Annotated in this window: 22 protein-coding genes; 6 read left to right on the plus strand and 16 right to left on the minus strand. The window is 69.2% G+C overall.

All coding sequences use genetic code 11. From position 1 onward, the window contains the following. Positions 1-304: 304 nt before the first annotated feature. Positions 305-1,000, minus strand: coding sequence for a metal-dependent transcriptional regulator (locus ACFYMO_RS29775; RefSeq protein ID WP_360291841.1), 696 nt, complete (start codon positions 998-1,000; stop codon positions 305-307). A 258-nt stretch (positions 1,001-1,258) separates the two neighbouring features. Between ACFYMO_RS29775 and ACFYMO_RS29780 the strand changes: the two genes are divergently transcribed. Beyond that, positions 1,259-2,038: an SIS domain-containing protein gene (locus ACFYMO_RS29780; protein ID WP_366771132.1), complete on the plus strand. Its 780-nt coding sequence runs from the start codon at positions 1,259-1,261 to the stop codon at positions 2,036-2,038. Between the two features lie 16 nt (positions 2,039-2,054). On the opposite strand, the gene ACFYMO_RS29785 is transcribed toward ACFYMO_RS29780, so the two are convergent. Together ACFYMO_RS29785 and pdxH are read right to left on the minus strand one after the other, a co-directional pair. Continuing rightward, positions 2,055-3,638, minus strand: coding sequence for a PAS domain-containing protein (locus ACFYMO_RS29785; protein ID WP_366771133.1), 1,584 nt, complete (start codon positions 3,636-3,638; stop codon positions 2,055-2,057). A gap of 556 nt (positions 3,639-4,194) precedes the next feature. Continuing rightward, positions 4,195-4,821 carry a pyridoxamine 5'-phosphate oxidase gene (gene pdxH / locus ACFYMO_RS29790; RefSeq protein ID WP_388550375.1) on the minus strand — a complete coding sequence of 209 codons (627 nt, stop codon included), beginning with the start codon at positions 4,819-4,821 and terminating at the stop codon, positions 4,195-4,197. A 550-nt stretch (positions 4,822-5,371) separates the two neighbouring features. Here pdxH and ACFYMO_RS29795 point away from each other — a divergent pair. After that, positions 5,372-6,463: a citrate synthase 2 gene (locus tag ACFYMO_RS29795; RefSeq protein WP_366771134.1), complete on the plus strand. Its 1,092-nt coding sequence runs from the start codon at positions 5,372-5,374 to the stop codon at positions 6,461-6,463. Between the two features lie 221 nt (positions 6,464-6,684). Here the strand turns inward: ACFYMO_RS29795 and ACFYMO_RS29800 are convergent, their stop codons facing one another. From ACFYMO_RS29800 to ACFYMO_RS29845, 10 genes are all read right to left on the minus strand, one after another. After that, entirely contained in the window at positions 6,685-7,161 is a 477-nt protein-coding gene (locus tag ACFYMO_RS29800) for a hypothetical protein (protein WP_366771135.1), read from the minus strand. A gap of 761 nt (positions 7,162-7,922) precedes the next feature. Further along, the gene (locus ACFYMO_RS29805) at positions 7,923-8,333 is read right to left on the minus strand and encodes a hypothetical protein (RefSeq protein ID WP_366771136.1); all 411 of its coding nucleotides are present in this window, start codon (positions 8,331-8,333) and stop codon (positions 7,923-7,925) included. Continuing rightward, complete coding sequence (locus tag ACFYMO_RS29810) at positions 8,330-12,541, minus strand: DUF6531 domain-containing protein (protein WP_388550281.1); 4,212 nt, start codon at positions 12,539-12,541, stop codon at positions 8,330-8,332. Before ACFYMO_RS29810 ends, ACFYMO_RS29805 begins: the two co-directional genes overlap by 4 nt. A 24-nt stretch (positions 12,542-12,565) precedes the next feature. Further along, the gene (locus ACFYMO_RS29815; RefSeq protein WP_388550377.1) at positions 12,566-12,964 is read right to left on the minus strand and encodes a hypothetical protein; all 399 of its coding nucleotides are present in this window, start codon (positions 12,962-12,964) and stop codon (positions 12,566-12,568) included. 69 nt (positions 12,965-13,033) lie between these two features. Then, on the minus strand, positions 13,034-14,038 hold the full coding sequence (locus ACFYMO_RS29820; protein ID WP_388550284.1) for a hypothetical protein: 1,005 nt from the start codon (positions 14,036-14,038) through the stop codon (positions 13,034-13,036). Then, the gene (locus ACFYMO_RS29825) at positions 14,026-14,691 is read right to left on the minus strand and encodes a hypothetical protein (RefSeq protein ID WP_366771140.1); all 666 of its coding nucleotides are present in this window, start codon (positions 14,689-14,691) and stop codon (positions 14,026-14,028) included. The genes ACFYMO_RS29820 and ACFYMO_RS29825 overlap by 13 nt, the downstream gene beginning before the upstream one ends. Before the next feature lie 575 nt (positions 14,692-15,266). Next, a complete protein-coding gene (locus ACFYMO_RS29830; protein WP_019359492.1) occupies positions 15,267-15,512 on the minus strand; it encodes a hypothetical protein in 246 nt (81 codons plus the stop codon). A gap of 117 nt (positions 15,513-15,629) precedes the next feature. Further along, positions 15,630-15,824, minus strand: coding sequence for a DUF397 domain-containing protein (locus tag ACFYMO_RS29835; protein WP_388550287.1), 195 nt, complete (start codon positions 15,822-15,824; stop codon positions 15,630-15,632). Beyond that, positions 15,821-16,300, minus strand: coding sequence for a DUF5753 domain-containing protein (locus ACFYMO_RS29840; RefSeq protein WP_388550290.1), 480 nt, complete (start codon positions 16,298-16,300; stop codon positions 15,821-15,823). The genes ACFYMO_RS29835 and ACFYMO_RS29840 overlap by 4 nt, the downstream gene beginning before the upstream one ends. Before the next feature lie 67 nt (positions 16,301-16,367). After that, a complete protein-coding gene (locus tag ACFYMO_RS29845) occupies positions 16,368-16,607 on the minus strand; it encodes a multiprotein-bridging factor 1 family protein (RefSeq protein ID WP_388550380.1) in 240 nt (79 codons plus the stop codon). A gap of 298 nt (positions 16,608-16,905) precedes the next feature. On the opposite strand from ACFYMO_RS29845, the gene ACFYMO_RS29850 reads away from it, so the two are divergent. After that, positions 16,906-17,442: an ATP-binding protein gene (locus tag ACFYMO_RS29850; RefSeq protein ID WP_388550293.1), complete on the plus strand. Its 537-nt coding sequence runs from the start codon at positions 16,906-16,908 to the stop codon at positions 17,440-17,442. A 309-nt stretch (positions 17,443-17,751) separates the two neighbouring features. Here ACFYMO_RS29850 and ACFYMO_RS29855 read toward each other — a convergent pair whose 3' ends face one another. Further along, the gene (locus tag ACFYMO_RS29855) at positions 17,752-18,369 is read right to left on the minus strand and encodes a TetR/AcrR family transcriptional regulator (RefSeq protein ID WP_366771144.1); all 618 of its coding nucleotides are present in this window, start codon (positions 18,367-18,369) and stop codon (positions 17,752-17,754) included. Positions 18,370-18,429: 60 nt separating this feature from the next. Here ACFYMO_RS29855 and ACFYMO_RS29860 point away from each other — a divergent pair, with 60 nt between their 5' ends. After that, on the plus strand, positions 18,430-19,335 hold the full coding sequence (locus ACFYMO_RS29860; RefSeq protein WP_388550296.1) for an oxidoreductase: 906 nt from the start codon (positions 18,430-18,432) through the stop codon (positions 19,333-19,335). Positions 19,336-19,349: 14 nt separating this feature from the next. Continuing rightward, a complete protein-coding gene (locus ACFYMO_RS29865; RefSeq protein WP_388550299.1) occupies positions 19,350-20,315 on the plus strand; it encodes an SDR family NAD(P)-dependent oxidoreductase in 966 nt (321 codons plus the stop codon). Between the two features lie 215 nt (positions 20,316-20,530). On the opposite strand, the gene ACFYMO_RS29870 is transcribed toward ACFYMO_RS29865, so the two are convergent. Next, positions 20,531-21,817, minus strand: coding sequence for a hypothetical protein (locus ACFYMO_RS29870; protein ID WP_388550302.1), 1,287 nt, complete (start codon positions 21,815-21,817; stop codon positions 20,531-20,533). A gap of 303 nt (positions 21,818-22,120) precedes the next feature. Between ACFYMO_RS29870 and cspE the strand changes: the two genes are divergently transcribed. After that, the gene (cspE, locus tag ACFYMO_RS29875) at positions 22,121-22,330 is read left to right on the plus strand and encodes a transcription antiterminator/RNA stability regulator CspE (RefSeq protein ID WP_366771148.1); all 210 of its coding nucleotides are present in this window, start codon (positions 22,121-22,123) and stop codon (positions 22,328-22,330) included. A gap of 162 nt (positions 22,331-22,492) precedes the next feature. On the opposite strand, the gene ACFYMO_RS29880 is transcribed toward cspE, so the two are convergent. Then, positions 22,493-23,023 carry a TetR/AcrR family transcriptional regulator gene (locus tag ACFYMO_RS29880; RefSeq protein WP_070032733.1) on the minus strand — a complete coding sequence of 177 codons (531 nt, stop codon included), beginning with the start codon at positions 23,021-23,023 and terminating at the stop codon, positions 22,493-22,495. Between the last annotated feature and the right edge of the window lie 79 nt (positions 23,024-23,102).

Genomic DNA, 23,102 nt, shown 5'->3' on the forward strand with positions numbered 1-23,102 from the left:
GGAAGACGCCCATCCCCGCGGGCGGCGCCCGGCGCTCAGTGGGCGGCAGGGCGCACTGGTCAGCGCCGGGGCGCGACGAACCGGAACCGGAGCATTCGCGGCCGGACGCGCCCCCGCGGCGGCCCGGCACAGCGGGCCGCCGTCCCGGCAGGCGCATGCCCAGTCCCGCGCGCCGGGCGACCGGCACGACCAGCAAGACCAGCACGGGCAGACCTGGTCAGCGGCCAACCGCCGCACGGCGCCACGGCGCCGAGAAGCCGGCCCCGGCGCCCCGCCCGAACGCGGTGACGGCGACGGCCAACGCTCAGCGCTTGGCCACGAACACGTGCGCGGCGATGTCCGTGCCGAGCTCCGCCGCCTCGCCGCTGCTGCCCACCTGGACGCCGCCCGCGGAGCCCGCGTTCACACTGACGACCGCGCCGGGCTGCACACCGGCCCGCCGCAGCGTGTACATCAACTGCGCGTCCATCTGGATCGGCTCGCCGATCCGGCGGACCACGACGGTCTTGCCGTCGCCGTCCGTCTCCACGTCGTTGAGGCTGACCAGGCCCTCGTTGAGGAACGGGTCGGCCTCGGCCGTCTCGCCCAGCTCCTCCAGGCCCGGGATCGGGTTGCCGTACGGCGACTCGGTGGGGTGCCGCAGCAGGTCCAGCACCCGGCGCTCGACCGCCTCGCTCATCACGTGCTCCCAGCGGCACGCCTCGGCGTGCACCTGCTCCCACTCCAGGCCGATGACGTCGACCAGCAGGCACTCCGCCAGCCGGTGCTTGCGCATCACGCGCTTGGCGAGCTGCCTGCCCTCGTCCGTCAGCTCCAGGTGGCGGTCCCCGGCGACCGTGACGAGTCCGTCCCGCTCCATCCGCGCGACGGTCTGGCTGACCGTGGGACCGCTCTGGTCCAGGCGCTCGGCGATGCGGGCACGCATCGGGACCACACCTTCCTCCTCAAGCTCCAGGATGGTGCGGAGATACATCTCCGTGGTGTCGATGAGTCCTGACATTGCGTAGCCCCTAGTCAGCTCGTGCGGTGGCCCTCAGGCAATTCTGACGCATCGCACCGACAACCGCGCCGTCCCGCCCGCGAGCCGGACCGGCGGGCGGGCACCCGGCGGTTGACAGAAGCGGTTGACAGAAGAAAGGTCCAGACCTCAACGTGAGCGCCGTACGGACCGCAACGTGAGCGGCGTACTACACAACGGAACCGGGCCGCGGGCAGCACGGACGAGGGCTGCGGGGACCACGGACGCGAAGGGCGCGCGATGGGCGAGAAGGCCGAGCTGCCGGAGCAGGCGCACAACACGCTGGCCGAGGACTTCTTCGACGCGGCCGTCGCGCTGCTCCAGGAGGTCAGGGACGGGGAGGCGGCCGGGATCGAGGCCGCGGGCGAGCTGCTCGCGCAGACGGTCGCCGAGGGCGGCCGGATCTTCGCCTTCGGCGCGGGCCACTCCTCGCTGCCCGCGCAGGACACCGTCTACCGGGCGGGCGGCCTCGCGGTGATGAACCTGCTCAACGTCCCCGGCGCGGTCGGCGTGGACGTGCGTCCCGCCACCCTCGGCAGCGCCCTGGAGCGGGTCTCCGGGCTGGCGGCCGCAGCGCTGGACTCCAGCCCGGCCCGCGCGGGCGACGTACTGATCATCATCTCCCTCTCCGGCCGCAACCCGCTCCCCGTGGAGCTGGCCCTCAACGCCCGGGCACTCGGCCTCAAGGTCATCGGCGTCACCTCGGTCGCGTACGCGGAGCAGACCCGGTCCCGGCACACCACCGGCACCTTCCTCAAGGACCACTGCGACCTCGTCGTCGACAGCCGGATCCCGCTCGGCGACGCCGAACTGACCGCCGAGGGCGTCGACGCGCCGTTCGCGCCCGCCTCCACGGTGGTGACCAGCGCGGTGATGCAGGCCATCGTCGCCACCGCCACCGGGGCGCTGGCCCGCAGCGGCGTGGAGCCGCCCATGCTGCGCTCCGGGAACGTGGACGGCGGACACGACTGGAACGCCCGCGTGATGGCCGAGTACGCGGACCGGATCTTCTACTGCTGACTTCCACCGCCGGCTTCTACCGCCGACCGTGCTCCAGCACGCCCGCCAGATCGGCCGCGGCCGCCACGTGCGCGGCGATCTGCTCCGCGTAGTCCGCGTCCTCCCGGTCGAAGGGGCGGCGGCCCGCGTCCCGCAGGAAGGTGACCACGCCGAGCGACCGGCCGCGGCAGCGCAGCACCGTGCACAGCCCGTGCACGCTGCCCCGCGGCCACTTGCGCGACCGGGCCCACTCCACCGCATCCGGCCCGCGGTGTTCGCCGCTGCTGGCCCGCACCGAGGTGCAGCGCTGGTACGCCTGGAGCGCCGGATGCCCTTCCGGGTAGGCGACGGGGATGCCGCTGGCGGTGCCCGGTTCGATGAACGGCGGACGCCCGCGTTCGACCGCGGGGGTCAGCGCGGCCCGCACCAGCCGCGGGTCGCTCGGCGGCAGCGCGTCCAGCGAGGCGTCCCGGGTGCGCGAGGGTTCGGGTCCGGGGTCGGCGGCCAGGTCGAGCAGCGCGTGGTCGGCGAAACCGGCCAGCGCGAACTCCAGATGCAGGCAGGCGGCCTCGGCGGGGTCGGCGCACTCGGCCGCCGCACGCGCCGCGCGGTGCAGCTGGCTGGCCCGGAAGCGGAGCTGGGCGGCCTCCCGTTCGGCCCGCTTCTGCGCGGTGACGTCCTGGAAGAGCCAGGCGACCCCCAGCGGCACGGGCTCCTCGGCCAGCGGCGACGCCAGCCGCAGGAAGCCGCTGCGCCAGCAGCGGCGGCGGGCCGACTCCGTGGGAACGGCGCCCGCGTCGTCCCCATCGGTCCCCGCGCCCGTGCGTCCGGAGCCGCCGCTGCGGCCTGGGCCGCCGGAGCCGTCCTGCGCTGTGGCGCCGTCCCCCCGACCGGTGTCCGCCGCGTCGGCACCGCCGCCCGCGCGGTCGGCGGGCGGGCGCAGCGTCACCCAGATCTCGGCGGGACCGGGCGGCGCGCCTTCGCCCAGCACATGCTGGAGCGCGCCCTCCAGTTCCTCCATGCCCTGCTCCAGCAGCTCGCCGAGCGGGCGGCCGAGCATGGCGGCGCGGGCGGGCACCCGGAAGGCGCGGGCCGCGGACGCGTTGGCGACGGTGGGTCGCAGGTCGGCGTCGACCAGGACGACGCCCCACGAGGCGTCCTCCAGCAGCGCCTCGCTCAGCGCGATGCAGCGCTCCAGGTCGATCTGTGCGTGCACCTCGCTGAACGCGCAGTAGACCCCCTTGGGCCGCCCGTCAGCGCCGGTGACGCCGGAGGACTGGATGCGCACCAGCACCCGTCCGCCGTCCTTGGTCAGCAGCGCGAACTCGTGGACCTGGCGGCCGGGCGAGCTCATCGCGCCGAGCAGCCGGCCCTCGACCTCCGGCGCGTCGGCCGGGCGCACCGCCCAGCCGGCCAGTCCCTCGCGGCCGACGGCCTCCTCCTGCGTCCAGCCCAGCATCCGCTCGGCTTCGCGGTTCCAGTGGGTGACCACGCCGTCGGCGTCGAAGGCGCACAGTGCCGCGTCCATGCCGTCGAGCAGCGCGGCGAGCAGGAGTTCGTCGTCGGGCCCGCCCTCGTCGTCCGAGGACGACGCGGAGTGAGTCTCGGGTCGAGCGGCCACCTCGGCACCCCCTTGTCGCTGTGGCTGTCCGTCGGTTGTGCGTCCGCCCGCAGGTCGCGGCGCGGCGCCCGTCGCGGAGCGCCACGACACGTGTACGGATCATTCAACTCGAACGTGACGGACCGCACAGCGGGTTCCCGGAAATCGTTGCCGCCCCGAAATTCGATTGCCGCCCCCGGGGGGCGGTGCCTACGGTGGGGAGTACACAGGAAAGGAGGTGATCCGGCTGATGATCAATCACCGGACGTGTGAGGTGGCTGCGGCCTGAAGCCGACGCCACTAGCGTGACGCCGGTTCGCCGGCCAATCCACAGCAGTCACCCGGCCCGTGGGCTCGTCGGACTCGTCCGACCGACGCCGTCCGCCTCGCGCACCTCGCGCAGGCGGAGGGAGTCGCCCACGGGCCGTCTGCTGTTCTCCTGCCGTCGTGCTGCCGCCCTCCCGAACCTGTCCGGCCGCCGCGCGGAAGTCCGGCGGAGGCCCGGCAGCGGCCCGGGCCCGTCCGGGCCCGGGAGCCGCCACGAAGCGCGCGGGACCGGCACGAGCGGGACCGCCCGCTACGGGCAGAGCCGCTCGATCTCCCAGCCGCCGCCCTCCGAGCGGCTGTAGCGCAGCCGGTCGTGCAGCCGGTTCTCCCGGCCCTGCCAGAACTCGACCGACTCCGGCCGCACCCGGTAGCCGCCCCATTGCGCCGGGGCCGGAACGTCCTCCCCCTCCGGGTAGCGCGCGGCCAGCTCCGCGTACATCCGGTCCAGCTCCTGGCGGGAGGCCACCCGCGAGGACTGTTCACTCGCCCAGGCGCCGAGCTGGGAGCCGTGCGGGCGGGTGCGGAAGTAGGCGGCCGTCTCGTCGCGCCCGGTGCGCTCCGCCGTACCGGAGACGATCACCTGCCGGGCGATGCCGTGCCAGGGGAAGAGCAGCGAGACGTACGGGTTCGCCTCGATCTCGCGGCCTTTGCGGGACCCGTAGTTGGTGAAGAAGACGAAGCCCCGCTCGTCCTGGCGCTTGAGCAGGACGGTGCGGGTGCTGGGGCGGCCGTGTTCGTCGGCGGTGGCGCAGATCATGGCGTTGGGCTCGTGCAGCCCGCTGGCGGTGGCCTGGGCGAACCAGAGCGTGAACTGCGCGAAGGGATCGGGCGCCAGCTCACTCTCGCTGAGCCCTTCGTCCCGGTAGTGGGCCCGCATCGCGGCGGGATCGAGCGTGGTCGGATCCGTCGGATCCGTGGTGGCGGTTGCGTCGGCGGGGTCGGCGGCAGCGTCGTCAACGTCATCGGCGTGAGGCACGCCGCTATCTTGCAGCATCCACCCCGGCCGCGGTCGGACAGTCTGCCCGGTGGACGCGGGTCGCACACCTGAACGCCCGGAATCGGCCCCTGTGCCTCATCTCACCCTCCCGCGCAGCTGCCGGAACCACCAGAATCCTGCCCCGAGAGCTGTGGCAGCCGTACACCAAGAGCTATCGTTGCCGCTCCGCCCAGCGTGCTCCAGGCCACAGGCAAGGGAGCGTGACCATCCGTCGGGGCGGGCATGACCGAGGTGACGGCCCGGTCCGTGAGCCGCGAGGTCGGCAGCGGAACCGTTCAGCCGCGCCCGCACCGCAGACCACGCTGCCCCGTGCAGCCCACGCCGAATCGCTGCCTCAGCGCAGCCACGCCAGACCGCTGCCCCGAGCAGCCACGCCAGAGGTCGTCCGCCGTCAGCCCGCACTGACGGCGCTTCACGAGGGAGCCGCCAGATGTCCGACTTCGTACCCGGGCTCGAGGGAGTCGTCGCGTTCGAGACGGAGATCGCCGAACCCGACAAGGAAGGCGGCTCGCTCCGCTACCGCGGGGTCGACATCGAGGACTTGGTCGGCCACGTGTCGTTCGGCAGCGTGTGGGGCCTGCTCGTGGACGGCGGCTTCACCCCCGGCCTGCCGCCCGCCGAGCCGTTCCCCATCCCGGTGCACTCGGGCGACATCCGGGTGGACGTCCAGTCGGCGCTCGCCATGCTCGCGCCGGTCTGGGGCCTCGAACCGCTGCTCGACATCGACGAGCGCACCGCCCGCGACAACCTGGCGCGCGCCGCCGTCATGGCCCTCTCCTACGTCGCGCAGTCCGCGCGCGGCCAGGGCCTGCCGATGGTGCCGCAGAAGGAGATCGACAAGGCCGACACGGTCGTCGAGCGCTTCATGCGCCGCTGGCGCGGCGAGCCCGACCCCAAGCACGTGGCCGCCGTCGACGCCTACTGGACCTCCGCCGCCGAGCACGGCATGAACGCCTCCACCTTCACCGCCCGCGTCATCGCCTCCACCGGCGCCGACGTGGCCGCCGCGCTCTCCGGCGCGGTCGGCGCCATGTCCGGCCCGCTGCACGGCGGAGCCCCCTCCCGGGTGCTCGGCATGATCGAGGAGATCGAGCGCACCGGCGACGCGGACGCCTTCGTCAAGCGACAGCTCGACCAGGGCGAGCGGCTGATGGGCTTCGGCCACCGCGTCTACCGCGCCGAGGACCCCCGCGCCCGCGTGCTGCGGCGCACCGCCAAGGAACTGGGAGCCCCCCGCTTCGAGGTCGCCGAAGCCCTGGAGAAGGCCGCCCTCGCCGAGCTGCGCGCCCGCCGCCCCGACCGGGTGCTGGAGACCAACGTCGAGTTCTGGGCCGCCATCGTCCTCGACTTCGCCGAGGTCCCGGCCCACATGTTCACCTCGATGTTCACCTGCGCCCGCACCGCCGGCTGGTCGGCGCACATCCTGGAGCAGAAGCGCACCGGCCGCCTCGTCCGCCCCTCCGCCCGCTATGTCGGCCCCGGCCCCCGGGACCCCCGCGCGGTGGACGGCTTCTCCGCCTGACCCCCGGCCCGGTCGCCGGCACCCCGAGGGCTTGCTCAAGTTACCTCGGGTCCGGGTTGCTGCGTGGGAGGGATCGTTCGGGCTGGTCGTGGACTGCGCGGGCGGCTTTGGCGGTGTTGGTGGCTCCGAGGGTTTCGAGCAGACCGGTGGCAAGGTTGCGGAGTGTGGCATGGCGCGGGGTCCGCTGCTGGCGTGGAGGGTCGAGGCGGCCTCGGCGTCGGTCACGCCTCTGACGTGGTGCAGGGCTTCGATGTTCCAGTGGCCGCAGAGGGCGCCGCGAGTTCGGCCGGGGTGGCCTGATGAGCGTGGGCTGGTGACGGCGTGGAGAGTCTCGCGGGTTTCGCGTCGACCGGCCTGCCGGCGCCGGTGGAGGCGGAGCCGAGCGTGAAGCAAGGCGGCCCGCCGGATTCGTCGGCCATGCTGCAGGTCTTGATGGAGCGCAATTCGTGGCGGCCGTGTCCGATGGAGGAGGCAGCGTGCTGGTCAGCGATGTCGGACCAGGGCATTGCGGCGAATTGCTGGTAGGCAGTCGGCTGGATACGCCTGATCACGGCGATGTAGTGGGCATACTCCGTCTCAACCAGCCATGTCGCCTTCAACGCTTTGCCCTGCACTCGGGGCAGGGCGTTGAAGGTGACGAGGAAGCCGTCCCGGTTCGCCGGTTCGAGCAGGGGCCGGAAGTATGCCACGTTCGTCATCGTTCCGGCCTCCGCCTGGGCGAGGGCCTCGGTCCGGTGGTGGGTGACGGCCGGCCAGCAGGTGCCTGCGGCCGACCGACAGGTGGGCCGATCCTCTCAGCGACTTGCCGTCGACGGCGATCACCTGCCGCTCCCGTGGAGCTCCGACCGTCGAGGTAGGCGCCGATGGCCCGGCCCGGGGCTCACCGTCGGCCGGCCGCCAGTACACGACCGATCATGGTCTGCGAGGGAGAACGACGCCATCGCAGCGGATGACGTTGGACTCCGGTGGCCACCAGCCCGGTGCCCGGGACCCCCGCCGCCCACTTCGCAATCTCATCGACGCTCCTTGCTCCCGACATGGCCGCGCAGGCACAGATGACGAGGGTCGCGGTCTGCGAGTACCAGCCGCCCCGCCTCGCATGCGGGTCAGACACCAGGTCCAGGAAAGTCCGCAGGTCAGCAACTTGATCGAGGTCCAGCGGCCCCGGCATCACGAACGCCCGGCGGGATGAGAGAAGATCCAGCGGCAGGCACGGGTCGCCTCATGTTCGTTGAGCCTCGACACCCCCGTGATCACGGAGCGAGCGCCACGGTTGTCGACCTGGACGATGCACCTCTCGACGACGTGAAAGGTGATCGACAGCTTCGGCGACCCCGCCGCCGAAAGCACCCACCTGCCCCAACAGGCCGCCGGGGGCTGTTGGACAGATCCACTCGCGGCTGGAACGAGTCCATGACCCGCAACGCAGCACTCGCGCCATGGCAACACGAGCTCGCCTTCAGATGGAGGACTGACGCTCAACTTCGACATTGAATGCGGCTAGCGCCGCAGAATCTCCGTCGAAGAGCTTCTCATAGAAGAACGCATCCGCAGCCCATTCGGGAAATGAAATAATCGATGTCCCGGAGCGCTCATTCAGATAGTGAGGAAAATAGTTGGCAATCCACCATGAAGGAATAGCCCCATCCTTCACATCGAATAGCGCACACGGATGCCACACCGGGTATCCCAACTCTCGATCATCGAGGATGTAATACCAGAAAAGATTATTCACGCACGTAATGCCAAAAACTGTATACTCGCACCCAGGAGTGACGGCAAACTCAGTTGATTCCGTGATATTCCATCGCTCATTCAGCGCATCGGACGGAAGTGCGGCCCCAGTGCGGGCAACGGCTTGTACCTTCATCTTACGTTTGGCTCCCGTTGATGGAAATCTCGCTTGAATTTGTATTCTACATTTGCCCCGGTATCCAGGTTACGGAACCAGTGTACCGTTCTCAATCGATGCCCATCTCCACCTTTGAGGACGCTTTGCATTTTGACCCACTCTCCCTCACCGTACAGAGCCCGGAGTCGACCTTCGTCACCCAATCCTCTCATGACAACCTCGCCAGACGCAGGTTGCTTTGCCGCATCCATTGCGATTTGATCGTAATAATCCTGCGGCTCCTGATCAGGAATTCTACCCTTGTTCGGATGTTGCTCCTTCGGAGAAGGCGACAACCCGAGCGGGTCAGTGCGGGCGTGGGGATTGTGAACGTATGTGTGGTGGTTGGGGGCCGGAGCCAGTCCGAGGGGGTCGGGGGTGAGGTAGTGAGCCGTTTCGGGATCGTAGTAGCGGAAGTGGTTGTAGTGGAGACCAGTTTCGAGATCGGCGTACTGGCCAGGGAAGCGGAGGGGGCAGGCGGTCTCTGCCGGTTGAGCGGATGGGCCTGGGAGTTGAGTGCCCCAAAGAGTGGTGCGATGCTGCCAGGCTATTTGGCCGTCCGGGGTGATCAGTTCCGTGGGGGTGCCAGTGAGGTCTGTGAGGATGGCGTGGAAGCGAGAGCGACCGGCGGTGGGACCGGAGAGTTGGGCGAGGAGAGATACGCCCGGTTTCCGGGAGAGTGGCGTGTGGTCAATCTGAGTAAGGGGACGATGGGTTCCTGGAGCATAGTCCCAGGTCGTTGCCAGTCCATCTTCCCTAGTCTGTTCGGCCAGACGAGTGCCTTCCCAGACAAAATCAGTCCTTTGGCCGTCCGGTGCCACCTTGTTGAGGCGACGACCTAGCGGGTCATAGGCATATGTCCAGGTCTCGGAGTTCGGGGTGGTCACCTGCGTGAGGCGATCTTCGGCGTTCCAAGTGTAGGTCCAGGTCTTTTTCTCGCCATTGAGCAGGCGATTGATCTTTGTGGTTCGACGTCCCGCCTCATCGTATGTGTAGGCAGTATTTCGGCCCGCTCGGCGAAGCAGGGTGCCCTCGATGTGGCGTTCCCCGGTGGCAGGGTGGCAGGGGGCTTCGGCAGCGGTTTGATTTCCTGCCGGATCGTAAGCGTATTCCTCGCGCCAGCCATGGGCGTGGACTCCGGTGACTCTGCCAACCGAGTCGAGGTCGAACCGGCGGGTGCCGGTCGTCAGTTCGCGGATCTCGGTGAGATACCCATCGGGGCGGTAGCTGTACCTGCGGTGCTGGAGAAGCGTGGAATCTGTCCTCACCGCTTGAGTAGTGAGACGGTTGGCCCGATCCCAGTCCTGGTGTAGTACAACATTTCCAGTACGCCATTCGGTCTCGCGGCCGGCCGCATCGTGGGTGAACGCAAGAGTGCCGTAGTCGGTGGCCAATTCTAGAGGCCGACCTTCGGCATCGTAAGTCCAGGTTGAGGTGAGGTTAGAAGGAGTGACGCGTTCGGTGCAGCGGCCCAGGGCGTCATAGGTGTACGAGACGGAGCGACCGTTGACTGTCTCACTCAGCACACGTCCGAGCGTGTCGCGCTCAATTGCTACGTCCGCGTCCGGACCACTCGCCCGGATCAACTCGCCGACTTCGTCATAGGCGAACGTTGTTACCGTGCCCGACTCCTCATCGTGCTTCTCGAGCACGCGGCCGAGCACATCACGGATATAGCGGACGGTCTGGCCCGCAGCGTTGGTACGCGCCGTCAACTGACCTGCCAGATCGTGTGCGTAGATCAGGCTGGCGCCGTTGAAGTCCGTTTCGCACGCCAGGCGCCCGGCTGCATCATAGGTGTAATCCCAGTGCAGACCCTGTGGGTTGGTCACGCGTGTGAGACGGAGCGTGGTGTCATAGGTGAAGGCGTAGGTGGCACCGTCCGCGTCAGTGCGGGCAGCCGCCCTGACCCAAGGTCCCGGGGTGTGGGATGTGGTGTGATCGGCGAGATCGGTGTGCTCAAGAAGGTTTCCCTCGCTGTCCCAGGCCCACGATTCCTGGCCACCCAGGGGATCCTTGCGCCAGCGGGGTTTGCCTTCGACTGTCCATGCGATGCGGGTGACGTGTCCGAGGGGGTCGGTGATCGAGGTGATGCGGCCGAAGGTGTCGCGCTCGATGTGGGTGGTGTGCCCCAGCGCGTTCGTCACGGCGGTGGGAAGTCCTGCCGCGTCGGGAGTGATCTCGCGTGTGTGGTCGAGGGCGTCGGTGATGGCGGTGAGGTGGCCGCGCTCGTCGTATGCGTAGCGGGTGGCCGCTCCGGTCGGGTCCACCGAGCGCGTGAGGTTGCCCTGTTCGTCGTAGGTGTGCTGCCAGCATGCGCCACCTGGTTCCGTCACTTCGGTCGGCTGGTGCAGTGAGTTGTATGTGGCGGTCGTGCGGGACCGATCGGCCAGCACCACCTCAGTCAGGTTGCCGTCCTGGTCGTAGTGGTAACGGGTGGTGTGGCCGAGTGCGTCGGTGTGGGAGAGGCGGTCGTGGCCGCGGGTGTCCCATTCGGTGTGGGTGGTGTTGCCCAGTGGGTCGGTTTCGGTGGTGACTTGGCCGTCGTCGTTGTAGTGGTAGACGGTGCTGTGGCCGAGTGCGTTGGTGTAGGTGGTGGTGCGGGTGGCGTCGTCGTAGGTGAAGGTGTCGTTGTAGATGCCGTCGGTGCCCTCGGTGCAGACCGTGCGGCCTGCTTCGTCGTAGGTGAAGCGGCACCACACCCCGTTGCGGTCGGTCCAGGAGAGCATGCGTCCTTCACCGTCGTAGGTGAAGCGCATCGCCTTGCCGCTGGAGTTGATCACCTCGGCCAGATTGCCGGCCTCGTCGTATCCGTAGCGCATCACCAGCGTGGCCGGTGCCGGCGCCTGCTCCCGCTCATACGGCGAGGGGGCCTCCTCCAGCAGCCGCAGGGCGGTGATCCGCTGTCCCTCGGTCTCGAGGGCGAGGTGGTAGCCGCCGGAGTGGCGCACCGCGCTGGGTATCCCGTTCGCGTCGCGGTCCACCTCGATGCGGGCGCCGTTGCGGTCCTGCCAGGATTCCACCGGCAGGCGCAGTGTTGTCTCCTCCTGGGTGGGGCCGGGGTGGGCGAAGGTGCGGGTGACGCCGCTGTCGGGGTCGGTGACGGTCAGCACGCCGTCGGGTTTGCCGTCCCATTCCAGGGGCCAGCGCGGGCCTTTCTGCGGCAGGACGGGCACGCCCGGCTCCGGGACGGGGTAGACCAGCCGCATGCCGTCGGCGGCCGCGAAAACGACGCCCTGCGGATCGAGTTGGACCTGTTCGTCCAGGGTGGAGGACCAACTCGGGCCGAAACACACCCCGGCCCGGTAGGAGGAGACGTGGGTACGGGTGAAGTCCAGCGGCAGCGACGCCGGCAGGGACAGGTCGGTCAGCTGCATGAACATCGCGCCGGTGGCGACATCGACCGGCTCACCGGCGCCCGGCACCTTCTCCGTCGGCCGCGCGGATTTGCCCGGGATGAGCTTCTCGCGCAGCGAGGCGGGCGGGCGCATCATCGGTGGTCTCGCCCCCGGTCCGGGGGCGAAGGGTCCCAGGACCGCGCCGGTCAGGGTGCCGTACTTCGCGGCGTTGCTGACCTCCTCCAGGCTGATCCCGTCCTGCTGTCCGGCCAGGATGCGCGCGGGCTGGGCCACGGCCAGGTCCATGGCGACACTGCTCACCCCGGCGAAGACCGCACCCCGCGCGATACGTGCGACCAGCGCCGCGGCGCGTGTGGCCAGGGACGTGGACTTCTCGATGCTGAGGGTGACGATCCCGGTCGCCGCTGCTGCCGCCGCCGCGTCCGAGGCCCCGAGGGTGGGGCCGGTCAGCACGATCCCGGCCGCGATCACCGCCGCGCTGCCCACGATCTCGCTGCGGATCTGCTTCTTCGTGCCGTCGATGTCATCGGCGAGTTCGTCGAGCATCTTGGCCATGTCCCGGGCCGCTTCGGGCAGGCTGCGCAGCCAGCCCTTCTCCCCCCGGCCTACATAGCGGGACCAGAACGTCTCGAACGCGTCGACGCCTTCGCCGCTGTTGACCTCCAGGATCCGCTGCGCCGAGTGGTTGGTGTCCCCTTGCACCTCCTCGGCGTCCTTCGCGAACGCGCGCCATGCCTTGGCCGCGTCCCGCAGCTTGCCCTCGTCCCCGTCGGGCCAGATCAGGCCCATCCGCTCGAGGATCTCCCACGCCTTTTCCAGAGCGCCCACGCCCCGCCGCCCCCCTGTGTGGTGCTACTTGCCGTCCGCGTCCCGGTCACCGCGGTCACGGGCAGCTTTGGTGAACATCCCCTTGATCAAGTCCTCGTTGTCGACATGCCCGTCCTTCATGTCATCAAGCGCCTCATGAATACTCACCAACCCGAGCACCAACACCCCCACCGCCTCTTCGAGGGACCGCTGGTACGGCTTGTAATCCTCACCGAAGTTCTCACCCACAGGGTCGTCGCCCCACGGCTCGCCCAGGCCGTCCAGCGTGGTGATCAGCGTCGTCAGTGCCCGGCTCAGCTTCTTGCTCTGCTTGCCGAAGACCGGAGCCGCCAGCTTCAACTCCGGCACTTCGATCCCCAGCACCTTCCCGCCCTTGGTGGCCCCCGCCCCGTAGTCCGAACTGGTGGCGTGATTCAACTGCAGGCGCGCAGGTTCTTCACCGTGCGACAAGGCAACCTCCTGCATAGCTGTTTGAGACAGCCGACCACGTGATCAATCGCGGACGACGGACTGGATTTCCTTGACGGTCACGTCCTGCTCGTAGGTGGACTGTCCGTCCGGGAGGGCCGGGTCGCCAACTGGCGGGCCATCGGGGCTGGCGGAGTCGGTCCAGGTCACGTCCCACACCAGGGAGGCTGTGAACGGGTATGTGCCGTGCTGGCCGCCATCCCCGGAGGCCCGCTCGTAGCTGATGTTGCAGTCGGCGCCCTTCGAATCGACCTGATAGCCGCCCTTGACCTTTTCCAGGTCGTACGTGCAGGTGCGCGGGGCCGCTTCGTGTGTGCCGGCATCGACATTGAGGGACTTGGGGGTGGCGATGGTCGTTGCGGCGATATCCAGGCCGAGGTAGTCGATGCTGGCGGTGACCCATACGCGGTCCTGCGGAGCGTCGAATCTCACGTGCGTGTCGAGATTGACGATCTGGCGTTTGGTGGCAGGGCTGAGCTTGACCGGGGGCGCGGGCAGTCGGGTCTGCTCATAGGCAAGGCCCGCGAGGATCTTCGGGCTGAGCGCCGGGATGTCGGCCGGGGCCTTCTTCTTGGGATCGAGGAAGACGTACGCCTGGGAGGGACAGACGGTGTAGTCGGCGTTGGGCGAGTCGCTGGTCTTCTTCTTCCACCACGAGCCTGCCTCGCCGCTACGGAAGTCGTCTTTGCCGTACTGGGCGATCAGAAACCGCCCGTACCCATCAGGCCCCATGCTCTGCTTTTTCGCGAACCTCTGAAACTCTTTCGCCGTGAACTGCGGCTCGTACCAGCACCCCGGCGGGGCCCAGTCGGCTCCACCGACAGGCGCCATCGGAGTACCAGACTTCGGCGAATTGTGCGCCGTGAACTTTGCCCTGCTCTGAATGCGGTCCGACGGCCCCACATCCGCCGGCGGATCGACCTGCTTGCCGTCGCCTATGCCGGCCTCCGCGGGGGCAACTAAGAACGTGAGGATTCCGGTCACTGTGCTCGTGACGATACCGACTCGTACCCCTGTCAACGCGCGCATGCGGCGACTCCCATCTGCGATGTCGCCTTGTGAACCCTCCAGATGCCGTCCTTCTTTTCGAGCCGGTCCGTGTACTGGGAGAAGTCGTCCTTGCTCGGCCGGGTGCGCAGGATCTTGCCCGAGGAGATCTTCTTGGCGTAGGCGTCCCGGTCGCTCATGCAGTAGGTGACGGTGGCCATGGTCTTGGTCTGCATCCGCACGGAACGGTCGTAGACGCGAATCGTCCCCGTGATGCTCTTGCCGTCCTTCTTGTATTCGGCGATGTTGCCGCGCCACACCTCCCCCGCACGGTCCCATACATACCGTTGCATGAGCGCAAGCTCAGGATCCGCCTTGGCGAACGCCAGGTAGATCGCCTTGACCGAGTAGCCGTGCTCGCGCAGTACCTCGTCCTTCTGTTTGTCACCGGTCTCATCCGGATCGATGAGAACTTTGACACCCTCGGGGAAATCAAAGCGTGGATCCCGAGACTCTGAGGCCGTCGAAGGTGATGGACTGGAGGAGGACTTCGCCCCTCCCTTGTCCGCGCCCGCGATCTCGTCGGACTTCCGCGCGTCAGAGTTGTCATCGCTTCCGCAGGCTGACAGGCCGAGCGAAACAGCGACAACCATCGCGACGAACGTGGCTTGACGAAACGTTCGCTTGCTCACCATGCTCAACTCCAGAGTGACGGATCGGAGGCGCCCTGCGGTCGGCCTGGATCGAGCTCGGCCCCCACGGCCCAAAGGCAATTGAGTGTAGTCAGGCGGTCACTCTGACAACAGTGCGGGGGCCACCTCCCAGGTCACGTAACGGACCATAACGGTTGCTATCAAGGTTCCTTGGCTCATCGAGCGTGTGTGCGTTGTGGTGACCAGACCGAACGCCGGCGAGACCGGTTCCCCGGGACTTGCCGGACGCCATGGCAGCTCAAGGCCACACGGCATGCGCATAGGGCGGGCGTTCGAGGGCCGACCAGCCCTGCGTCCACGTTTGCTGACGCCCTTCACCATCAGCGCTTCTCGCTGAACGGGTGACGGGGGAACGACCTGACGTGCACGATGTGACCACGCTGCACGTCGTGACCGGGGACGCGCCCGGGAGATCGGGTCGGTGCCCGTGGAGTGACCACTGCCCGGAGGGCGTGGCCAACGGTGATCAGCTGGTCGCCGGAGAATGTCCGGCCAGGTGCCGCCGTCCCCGCCGCCTGTTGCGGCAGCCGGGACGGCGGCGTCAGTCCCGGTGGTGCTCAGTCCCGGTAGTACGGGGTGACCGAGACGGTGCCGTCCGAGTTCACCATGCAGGCGTAGCCCTCGATCCAGCCCGCGTTCTGCAGTTCGTCGCCGACCTCCTGGCAGTCCTGGATGCTGGTGCCGGGAACGACGATGTCCTCGCCCTGGTGGACCGCCGGAGCAGCCTGGGCAGCGCCGACGGCGATTCCCGAGAAAGCCAGGAGACCGGCACCGACAACTGCTGCACGCTTGAACTTGCGCATGCTCTCCCTCTCTGCCTGCACGCCCGGCAGGACCCGACGTGCAAATGATCATCTTGCAGGGAGTTCGATGCCGGCCCAGGCGGGAAAGTTCACGCCGTCTCGCGCCTCTTCGGGCCGCTACCTGGCCAACCGCAGGACGAAGGCCGCCCACTGGGCGGGCGGGACGGAGAGCACGGGGCCGCGCCGGTCCTTGGAGTCACGGACGTACACGGCAGCGGGAGCCTGCGCGACCTCGACACAGTTGCCGCCGTCAGAGCCGCTGTAGCTGCTCTTGAACCATGGCAACAGGGACTGTCGCTGCTCGTTGGTCATCGTTTTCCTGCCAAGTTCCGGATGAAAGCGCCCGATTCCTCAACCTTCAGCGCCTGTGACCGCAGCTTGCCATACCGTAGGGCGAATGTACTGACGTGCTTCGAGTCACTCACCACGTGGCCGATGCCCTGCGACTCGAAATACCCGAACTGCTGCCGCTCCTCCGTCTCCACCATCACCATGCCCCCATTGAGCCCGGGATGGAAAGCACGCCCGATCGGCACAACCTGGATGGCCACGTTGCGCAGCGCCCCCAGGTCGAGCAGATGCCGGTACTGCTCCCTCATCACCTCCGGACCGCCCAGCTCCTGCCGCAGCGCCGCCTCTCCGATGACGAAGGAGAAGTCCACCATCGGCCGCTTGGTGAGGATCTTCTGCCTGCTCAGCCGGGCGTCGATGCTGTCCTCGATCGCATCCTCGTCCAGCATGGGCACGTGCCCCTCGAACAGGGCACGCGCGTACCCCTCGGTCTGCAACAGGCCCGGGATCAGCAGCGGGTCCTAGTCGAACCGGCTGACCGCCTCGAGTTCCAGCAGCACGAAGTCACGGAAGAAGGACGGCAGTTTGGCGAAGTCCACATCCTCCTGGAGGGTCGAGAGGACGTCGCCCGCGTCCAGCACCCGCTCGGCCGCCAGGGTGAGCGGCGCCTTCGCGGGGCGGCGGCCCTGCTTCGACGGAGGCGAGCTGTTCCGCCGAGTAACCCAGGAGCGGAGCCAGGGCTTCTTGCGAGTACCCGGCGGCCAGCCGGAACTTGCGCAGCAGTTTGCCGTAGCCGACCCAGATGCCGGGGCGGTCGTCCTCGCGTTTGCGCTGCTGCGGGGTGCCGGCCGTGCGGGGACGGCGCGGCCGTCCTTCTTCCGGTCCGGCTCCGGGGAGGGGGTGCGCTGGTTCGGGTCGGTCATCGCTCTCACGTCCTCGTGCGCCCTCTTACGGGTCTCCGCGTCAACGCCGTCATGCCGTGGGCGGTCACGGCGGACGGCCCGTAAATCCCCGCGCAAGAGCGCGCGTGTGGCCGTACCAACGGCCGGGGGACGCGCTCCTGACCTGGGCCACGCCAGTCGGGTGACGAGACCGTCACGCTATGAATCCGCGAACACAGGAAATTCGCCGGCCCGGGCCACCCCAGGTGGGGGCCGGATCGGAGGTGCCGTCGGCCACGTTCTGCGTGCAGCTCAGTTCGACTCGGCGCGGCGCGCGGCTCGCGCGGCTGCTCGCGACGCAGTGGCTGGACGAGCACGCGGTCCCCTACCGCAGCACGTCCTCGCACCATGCGGCGCTGGTCGTGGCGGAGCTGGCGGCGAACGCCGTACGGCACTGCGGCGGCGTCGGCCGGGACTTCCGGCTGCGCCTGACGTTGACCGGGACGGCGTCCGCCGGGCGGCGGCTGCGGGTGGAGTCACGGACGCACGCGCGGACAAACCGCTGCCGCCCCGGAGGGGGGGCCGAACCGCCGGGCCCGGAGGAGGAGTCCGGCCGCGGGCTGCTGCTGGTGGACGCCCTGGCGGACCGCTGGGGCGACAGGACGGACGACCGGATCACCAAGACCCTCTGGGCGGAGTTGGCGCTGCCGGGTGAGCGGCAGAGTGCTCTGCCTGATTCCCACAAGACAGCTCCATAAGAGCACCCAACTCAATGGGTTGGCTTGGTCTTGGTGGCCGTCTTCGGTTACCGAGCCGGCGCTGTCCGAGCTGCGAGGGCTTCGCTATGGATCGTGTCGAATGGCCTTCGGAGCGGATTCAGCCGCTCCAGCCGAAGCCGGAGAGGCGGCCGGGCGAAGCCCGTACTCAAAGCCCGTACTCAAAGGGACGTAGCAGGCCTGAACGACGTCACCCGGCTCACGCCCTGCTGGATACCATCCCGCCCATCCGTGACAGCGAGCGCCGTCGGACGAGGGGCAGATAGTGCGGGGTGCGATCTCGCCGTTCGGTCAGCGCGGCTCCGTCGGACGGGAGCCTCGCAGGAACTGTGTCACCGCGGTGCCCACGAGTCCTTCGAGCCGTGCGGGCTCGATCATGCCGCTGTTGACCATGGAGGTGATCCCCAGAACGGTTGCGTAGATGATGAGTCCGATGTCTTCCGGGTCATCCCCCTCCAACTCGCCGCGCTTCTGGCCGTCTTCGATCAAGTCACTGATCTGGCCGAACGCAGCTGCGGCCGCCTCGGCGACCGCCGTAGCCCCGGGGCGGTGCTTGCTGGAGTTCATCAGCCCCGTCAACGCGGCATTCTCGGTCGCGAATCGGACGTAGGCCGACGCGAATGCGTGCAGGCGGGCGGGTAGATCGTCCTCGTCGCCGATCTCGTTCACCGCGGCCCGCAGCCTCTCACCCAGGCGCATGAAGCCCGACTCGGCGAGGGCATCGAGCAGCGCGCGGCGGTCCGCGAAGTGGCGTCGGGGCGCCGCGTGACTCACGCCGACGTCCCGCGCCAGATCCCGCAGGGAGAGCTGCTCGGCCCCGTGCGCCCTCAGGCTGCGCTCCGCCGCGTCGAGCAGGTCCGTGCGGAGGTTCCCGTGATGGTAGGGCCGCCGCTCGGTGGTGTCAGGCATGGGAGCAGCCTACCGAATGTTTCCATTGACAACAATGTTGTCAATGACTACTCTCGCGGCATGTCCAGATTTCGCCCCGCCGTCCTGCCCAACCTGACCGGCCGCACCGCCGTCGTCACCGGCGCGAACAGCGGAATCGGGCTCGTCACGGCCCGTGCCCTCGCCGAGCACGGAGCGCGGGTGGTCCTGGCCGTACGCGATCCGGAGAAGGGGAAAGCAGCCGCGGCGACCATGACGGGACCGGTCCAGGTTCGCGCCCTCGATCTCGCCGATCTCTCCTCCGTACGGTCTTTCGCCGGCGACACTCCGGGCCCCGTCGATCTGCTGGTCAACAATGCAGGTCTCTCCCTGGGGCCGCTCTCCCGGACCGCGGACGGATTCGAGTTGCAGTTCGGGACCAACCACCTGGGCCACTTCGCCCTGACGAACCTGCTCCTTCCGCGCATCAGGGAGCGGGTCGTCACGGTGGCCTCCCTCGGGCACCGGATCGGTTCCCTGGACTTCACGGACCTCCAGTGGGAGCGCAGGCCCTACCGTCCCCACGCCGCCTATGCGCAGTCCAAGCTGGCCAACCTCCTGTTCGCCGCCGAACTCCAGCGCAGACTCACCCGCGCGGGATCACCCGTCATCTCGACGGCCGCGCACCCCGGCATCTCCTCGACAAACCTGCTGCGAACGGAGAGGAAACCCTCCCTCGGTCTGCGCGTGGAGAAGTTCCTCGTCGGACTCGTGGCCCAAAGCGCAGAGGAGGGCGCCCTGCCCACCCTCTACGCCGCCACCGCGGACCTTCCCGGCGACAGTTATGTCGGCCCCGACCGGCTCTGCGGCATGCGCGGCGCGCCGACGCCGGTCGGACGGTCCACCCGAGCACGTGACGGCTCGGTGGCACGGCGACTGTGGGAGGTGTCGGAGGACCTGACCGGCACGCGCTTTCCCCTGGACCCGTCCGCAATCCCCGCCTCGTGAAAGGGCCCGCCCTCGTGATCCGTCCCCCCGAAGACTCGCGGAAAGACCAGCGGAAGAACCCTCGGAAGGCCGACGAACTCGTCGTCGTCTCCGGCGCCTCGTCGGGCATCGGAGCCGCGACAGCCCGTGCCCTCGCCGCGAGGGGCTACCACGTCCTCGCCGGGGTACGCACCGACAGCGAGGCTGACGCCGTCCGAGCCGACGGCATCGAACCGGTCACCTTGGACATCACCGTCCCGGAACACATCGAGGCCCTCGCCCGGCGGATCGCCGACGACCCTGAGCGACGCGCCCTGCGCGTCCTGGTCAACAACGCGGGGATCGAGATCAACGCCCCCGTCGAGGTGCTCCCCCTTGCTCTGTGGCGCGAGCAGTTCGAGGTGAACCTCTTCGGACACATCGCCGTCATCCAGAAACTCCTGCCCTTCCTGCGGCGGAGCCGGGGCAGAATCGTCAACATCAGCTCCGTGGGCGGGGTGACCGCACTGCCGGTCTTCGGGGCGTACGCGGGAACCAAGTTCGCCCTCGAAGCGGCCAGCGACTCCCTGCGCCGCGAGGTCTCGGCGCACGGCGTGCAGGTCGTCGTCGTCCAGCCCGGCGGCGTCCGGACCGAGATGGCCGCCCGCAGCGGTGACCTCTCTCTCGAACTCGCCGCCGCGATGAGCACCGAGCACCAGCATCTCTACAGTCACCTCATCGAGGCGACGGTGGCGTCCAACACAGCCTTCCTCGAACGCGCCCTACCGGCGGCGAAGGCCGGGATGAAGATCGCGAGGGTGGCGACCACACCCCGCCCGCGCGCCCGTTACACCCTCGGCACGGACGCCGCCTTCATCATCCCCCTCACACGATTCCTGCCGGCCCGTCTGGTGGACACCATCCTCACCATGAGCCACCGGACCCGGAACCCGAACTCCGCGCCCCCGCCGGCACCGAGTCGGCAGGGAGTCCTTCATGACCACGCTCGCCAACCGCATTGAACTGATCGAACTCGATCTCACTGGAACCGCACGCGGGCGTGGTCTTGTCCGGTGTCTTCGGCGTGCGACAGTTCCGCAGGTGATGCGGGACGTGGGCGTGTCGGGCGCGTCGCGGAGTGCGGTCGTCCGTGGAGCAGCGGAGATCAACCAGCGAAATCCGCGTCGCCGCTCAGAACCCCGCGCTCGCGGGGGATCCGTCCGCAGAGGCAGACGGCTCAGGTCGACGTCGGGCTCGTGCGGACCGGGCGGCGGTCGCGGGGGCGTTGCAGTGCCGCGAAGTCGTCGTACCAGGCCGTGGTGTGTCCGGTTGCGCCGTCCTCGTGGGCGCGGACAGTGCGGGTGGCGTACACGCTGTTGAGGAGCCAGGGCTGCTTGTCGGGGCCGATGTCGCGGACCATGGCGTCGGCCTGGGCGACTCCGTAGGTGGCCACGGCGAGCTTTCCGGTGTCGCGGAACCGCTGGACCTGGTCCCGCAGGTAGTGCCGGTTCTTGTGGAACCAGGGGCTCGCGGACAGGAAGGCGTCCCATTTCTCCTGGGGGAACGGGGTGTCCACCGCGGTCTTCAGGAGCTGCCAGACCCGGGTGTCCGGGGCGACGTCGTAGCGGCGGGCGAAGCGGGGCGGGATGCGGTCCCGCAGGTGGGCCCGCCAGTGGCGGACGAGGGAGAACTCGGTCGCGAGGAACTTCTGGTCGGAGCGCAGACGGGGGACGACGTAGTCCAGGTAGTGCTGGGCGGCGTCGAGCGAGGTCACGTGCGGGTGGATGTCGACGCCTTCGATCTCCGGAGCGCCGTGGACGAAGCCGAGCCAGCGGCGGGTGGCAGCGGTCCGCTCGGCGGGGTCGTCGAGGTGGTTGAGAGCGCCCATGTACAGGCGGGTGCGGCAGCCTTCGGGGAAGTGTTTCCTGCGGTGGGTGACGACGTGCTCGGCCACGTGCTCGTAGAAGGTGTTGAGGGCCGGGCCTTCGCGGTCGGCGCGCCGGCTCTCCAGGAACGGCTCGTTGCCGATCACCAGGATGTCGACCTTTCCCAGCACCGCGCGGGCCGCCTTCTCCACCCGGGCCAGCTCGGCCTCCATCGCCCGGCTCCCCGGAGCGGGAAGCGCCCGCTGCCGGTAGGGGAACTTCAGCGACAGCACGGTGCCGTAGTGCTGCTCGTGCGCCGCCAGCAGGGCGGCCACCGCGCGCTGTTCGCGGACCGGGCCCCGGTCGGCCTGCGGCATCGGCAGGAAGCCCCGCACCCAGCTCGCGGAGACGCCCCGCAGCCGGGCGAAGCTGACCTCGCCGGGGTCCTCGTTGAAGTTGGCGCCCAGGACGCCGCTGGGCGCCGCTGCCGGGCGCTGCGCGGGACCGCCGTCCTCGTGTCCGCCGTCCCCGTCGCCCTCAGTGCTGCACCCGGCCGCAAGCAGCGCGGCGGCGGACGCACAGAGCAGCAGGCGTCGGCGCGGGATTCCGGGGCTCCCCGGATGCGACGTACGCGGGTCCGGCGGCGGCAGGCGGTGCATCGGGCCCTCCTTCGCGGGTGCCGGGTTCTCCTGCCCTACGACAACGCGAGCACACGGCCTGACGTTCACGGCCGGGGTTGCGGAGATTGCAGGCTGGGGCTGCGCACCGCTGTGGCGGCGGCCTCCTCGAACATGTCGGGCCTGCGAGACTGGTGTTCACTCCATCGTGTGGTGTGTGGGGGCGCAGCCCCCACAGCTGGGGCCGGAGTCGCGTGAAGATCCATCTGGCCTGGCAGCCTTCCGGGAGGATGCTCAACAGGCTCCGCAGGCTGCCGGTCTGCTGGCACAACCGAAGGAACGTGCATGGCAAAGCTCAAGGGCCAGGTGAAGTGGTTCAACGAGTCGAAGGGGCTCGGATTCATCACACCCGCAGACGGCAGCAGGGACGTCTTCGTGCACTTCAGTGCAATCCAGGGCAACGGCTTCAAGACCCTCGCTGAGGGCCAACACGTTGAGTTCGAGATCCAGGACGGTCAGAAGGGCCCGTCCGCAGTCAACGTCCTCGCTCTCTAGGGACGACGAGCGGCCGGTTCCCGTGGCGCTGGCCGCCCGACGCATCAGGTTCTCCAGACATTCTGGCGTGTCTCATGGAAGCGGAGTGAGGCACGTCGGGCCGCAACGGTGATGACGAGCACGAGGCCGCGGACAGGGGCACCGGACAAGGTGCCCCGAGGCTCAGTCCCGCAGGCTGTCCTCCAGGAGGCGGGCCCACTGGGCCACGACGCGCTCGCGGCGGGCGCTGTCGTCGGTGAGCAGGTTGGCGAGACCGAGGCCGCGGGCCATGTCGAGGAGGCCCTGGACGGTCTCGCGGACGCCGGGGCGGCGCTCGTCCACGCCGAGCAGGTCGACGGCCATCCGGTGGGTCTCGCGTCCCATCCGGGCTTCCAGGTCCGTCACACGGGGGCCGAGCTGGGGCTCGTTGGAGGCGGCGACCCACAGGTGCAGCGCGGCGCGGAAGAGCGGCCCGGTGTAGAGGGCGACCAGCGCCTCGACGACGGCACGCGCGCCGGCCGGGGCGGGCAGCTCGCGCAGGGCGCGGGAGCGTTCCTCGGCGACGTATTCGACGGCGGCGGTGAAGAGGTCCTCGCGGGTGGGGAAGTGGTGCTGGGCCGCGCCGCGGGAGACGCCCGCGTGCTCGGCGACGACGCTGACCGTGCTGCCCGACCAGCCGTGTTCGGCCAGGCAGGTCACGGCGGACTCCAGCAGGCGCTGCCGGGTGGCGCGGCTGCGGTCCTGCTTGGGCGCCGCGCCCCGGGCGGTACGGTCCTGCCGCGGCGCCGCAGCA

The organism is Streptomyces sp. NPDC007025 (genome assembly GCF_042869455.1).
Taxonomy (GTDB): Bacteria; Actinomycetota; Actinomycetes; order Streptomycetales; family Streptomycetaceae; genus Streptomyces.

Bases quoted from the DNA above. Each gene is read 5' to 3' on its own strand.
- ACFYMO_RS29850 (WP_388550293.1), top strand. From the start codon at position 16,906: ATGAATCCGCGAACACAGGAAATTCGCCGGCCCGGGCCACCCCAGGTG.
- pdxH (WP_388550375.1), bottom strand. From the start codon at position 4,821: ATGCGGGCCCACTACCGGGACGAAGGGCTCAGCGAGAGTGAGCTGGCG.
- cspE (WP_366771148.1), top strand. From the start codon at position 22,121: ATGGCAAAGCTCAAGGGCCAGGTGAAGTGGTTCAACGAGTCGAAGGGG.
- ACFYMO_RS29805 (WP_366771136.1), bottom strand. From the start codon at position 8,333: ATGAAGGTACAAGCCGTTGCCCGCACTGGGGCCGCACTTCCGTCCGAT.
- ACFYMO_RS29830 (WP_019359492.1), bottom strand. From the start codon at position 15,512: ATGCGCAAGTTCAAGCGTGCAGCAGTTGTCGGTGCCGGTCTCCTGGCT.
- ACFYMO_RS29835 (WP_388550287.1), bottom strand. From the start codon at position 15,824: ATGACCAACGAGCAGCGACAGTCCCTGTTGCCATGGTTCAAGAGCAGC.
- ACFYMO_RS29795 (WP_366771134.1), top strand. From the start codon at position 5,372: ATGTCCGACTTCGTACCCGGGCTCGAGGGAGTCGTCGCGTTCGAGACG.
- ACFYMO_RS29800 (WP_366771135.1), bottom strand. From the start codon at position 7,161: ATGACGAACGTGGCATACTTCCGGCCCCTGCTCGAACCGGCGAACCGG.
- ACFYMO_RS29870 (WP_388550302.1), bottom strand. From the start codon at position 21,817: ATGCACCGCCTGCCGCCGCCGGACCCGCGTACGTCGCATCCGGGGAGC.
- ACFYMO_RS29855 (WP_366771144.1), bottom strand. From the start codon at position 18,369: ATGCCTGACACCACCGAGCGGCGGCCCTACCATCACGGGAACCTCCGC.
- ACFYMO_RS29775 (WP_360291841.1), bottom strand. From the start codon at position 1,000: ATGTCAGGACTCATCGACACCACGGAGATGTATCTCCGCACCATCCTG.
- ACFYMO_RS29825 (WP_366771140.1), bottom strand. From the start codon at position 14,691: ATGGTGAGCAAGCGAACGTTTCGTCAAGCCACGTTCGTCGCGATGGTT.
- ACFYMO_RS29780 (WP_366771132.1), top strand. From the start codon at position 1,259: ATGGGCGAGAAGGCCGAGCTGCCGGAGCAGGCGCACAACACGCTGGCC.
- ACFYMO_RS29820 (WP_388550284.1), bottom strand. From the start codon at position 14,038: ATGCGCGCGTTGACAGGGGTACGAGTCGGTATCGTCACGAGCACAGTG.
- ACFYMO_RS29860 (WP_388550296.1), top strand. From the start codon at position 18,430: ATGTCCAGATTTCGCCCCGCCGTCCTGCCCAACCTGACCGGCCGCACC.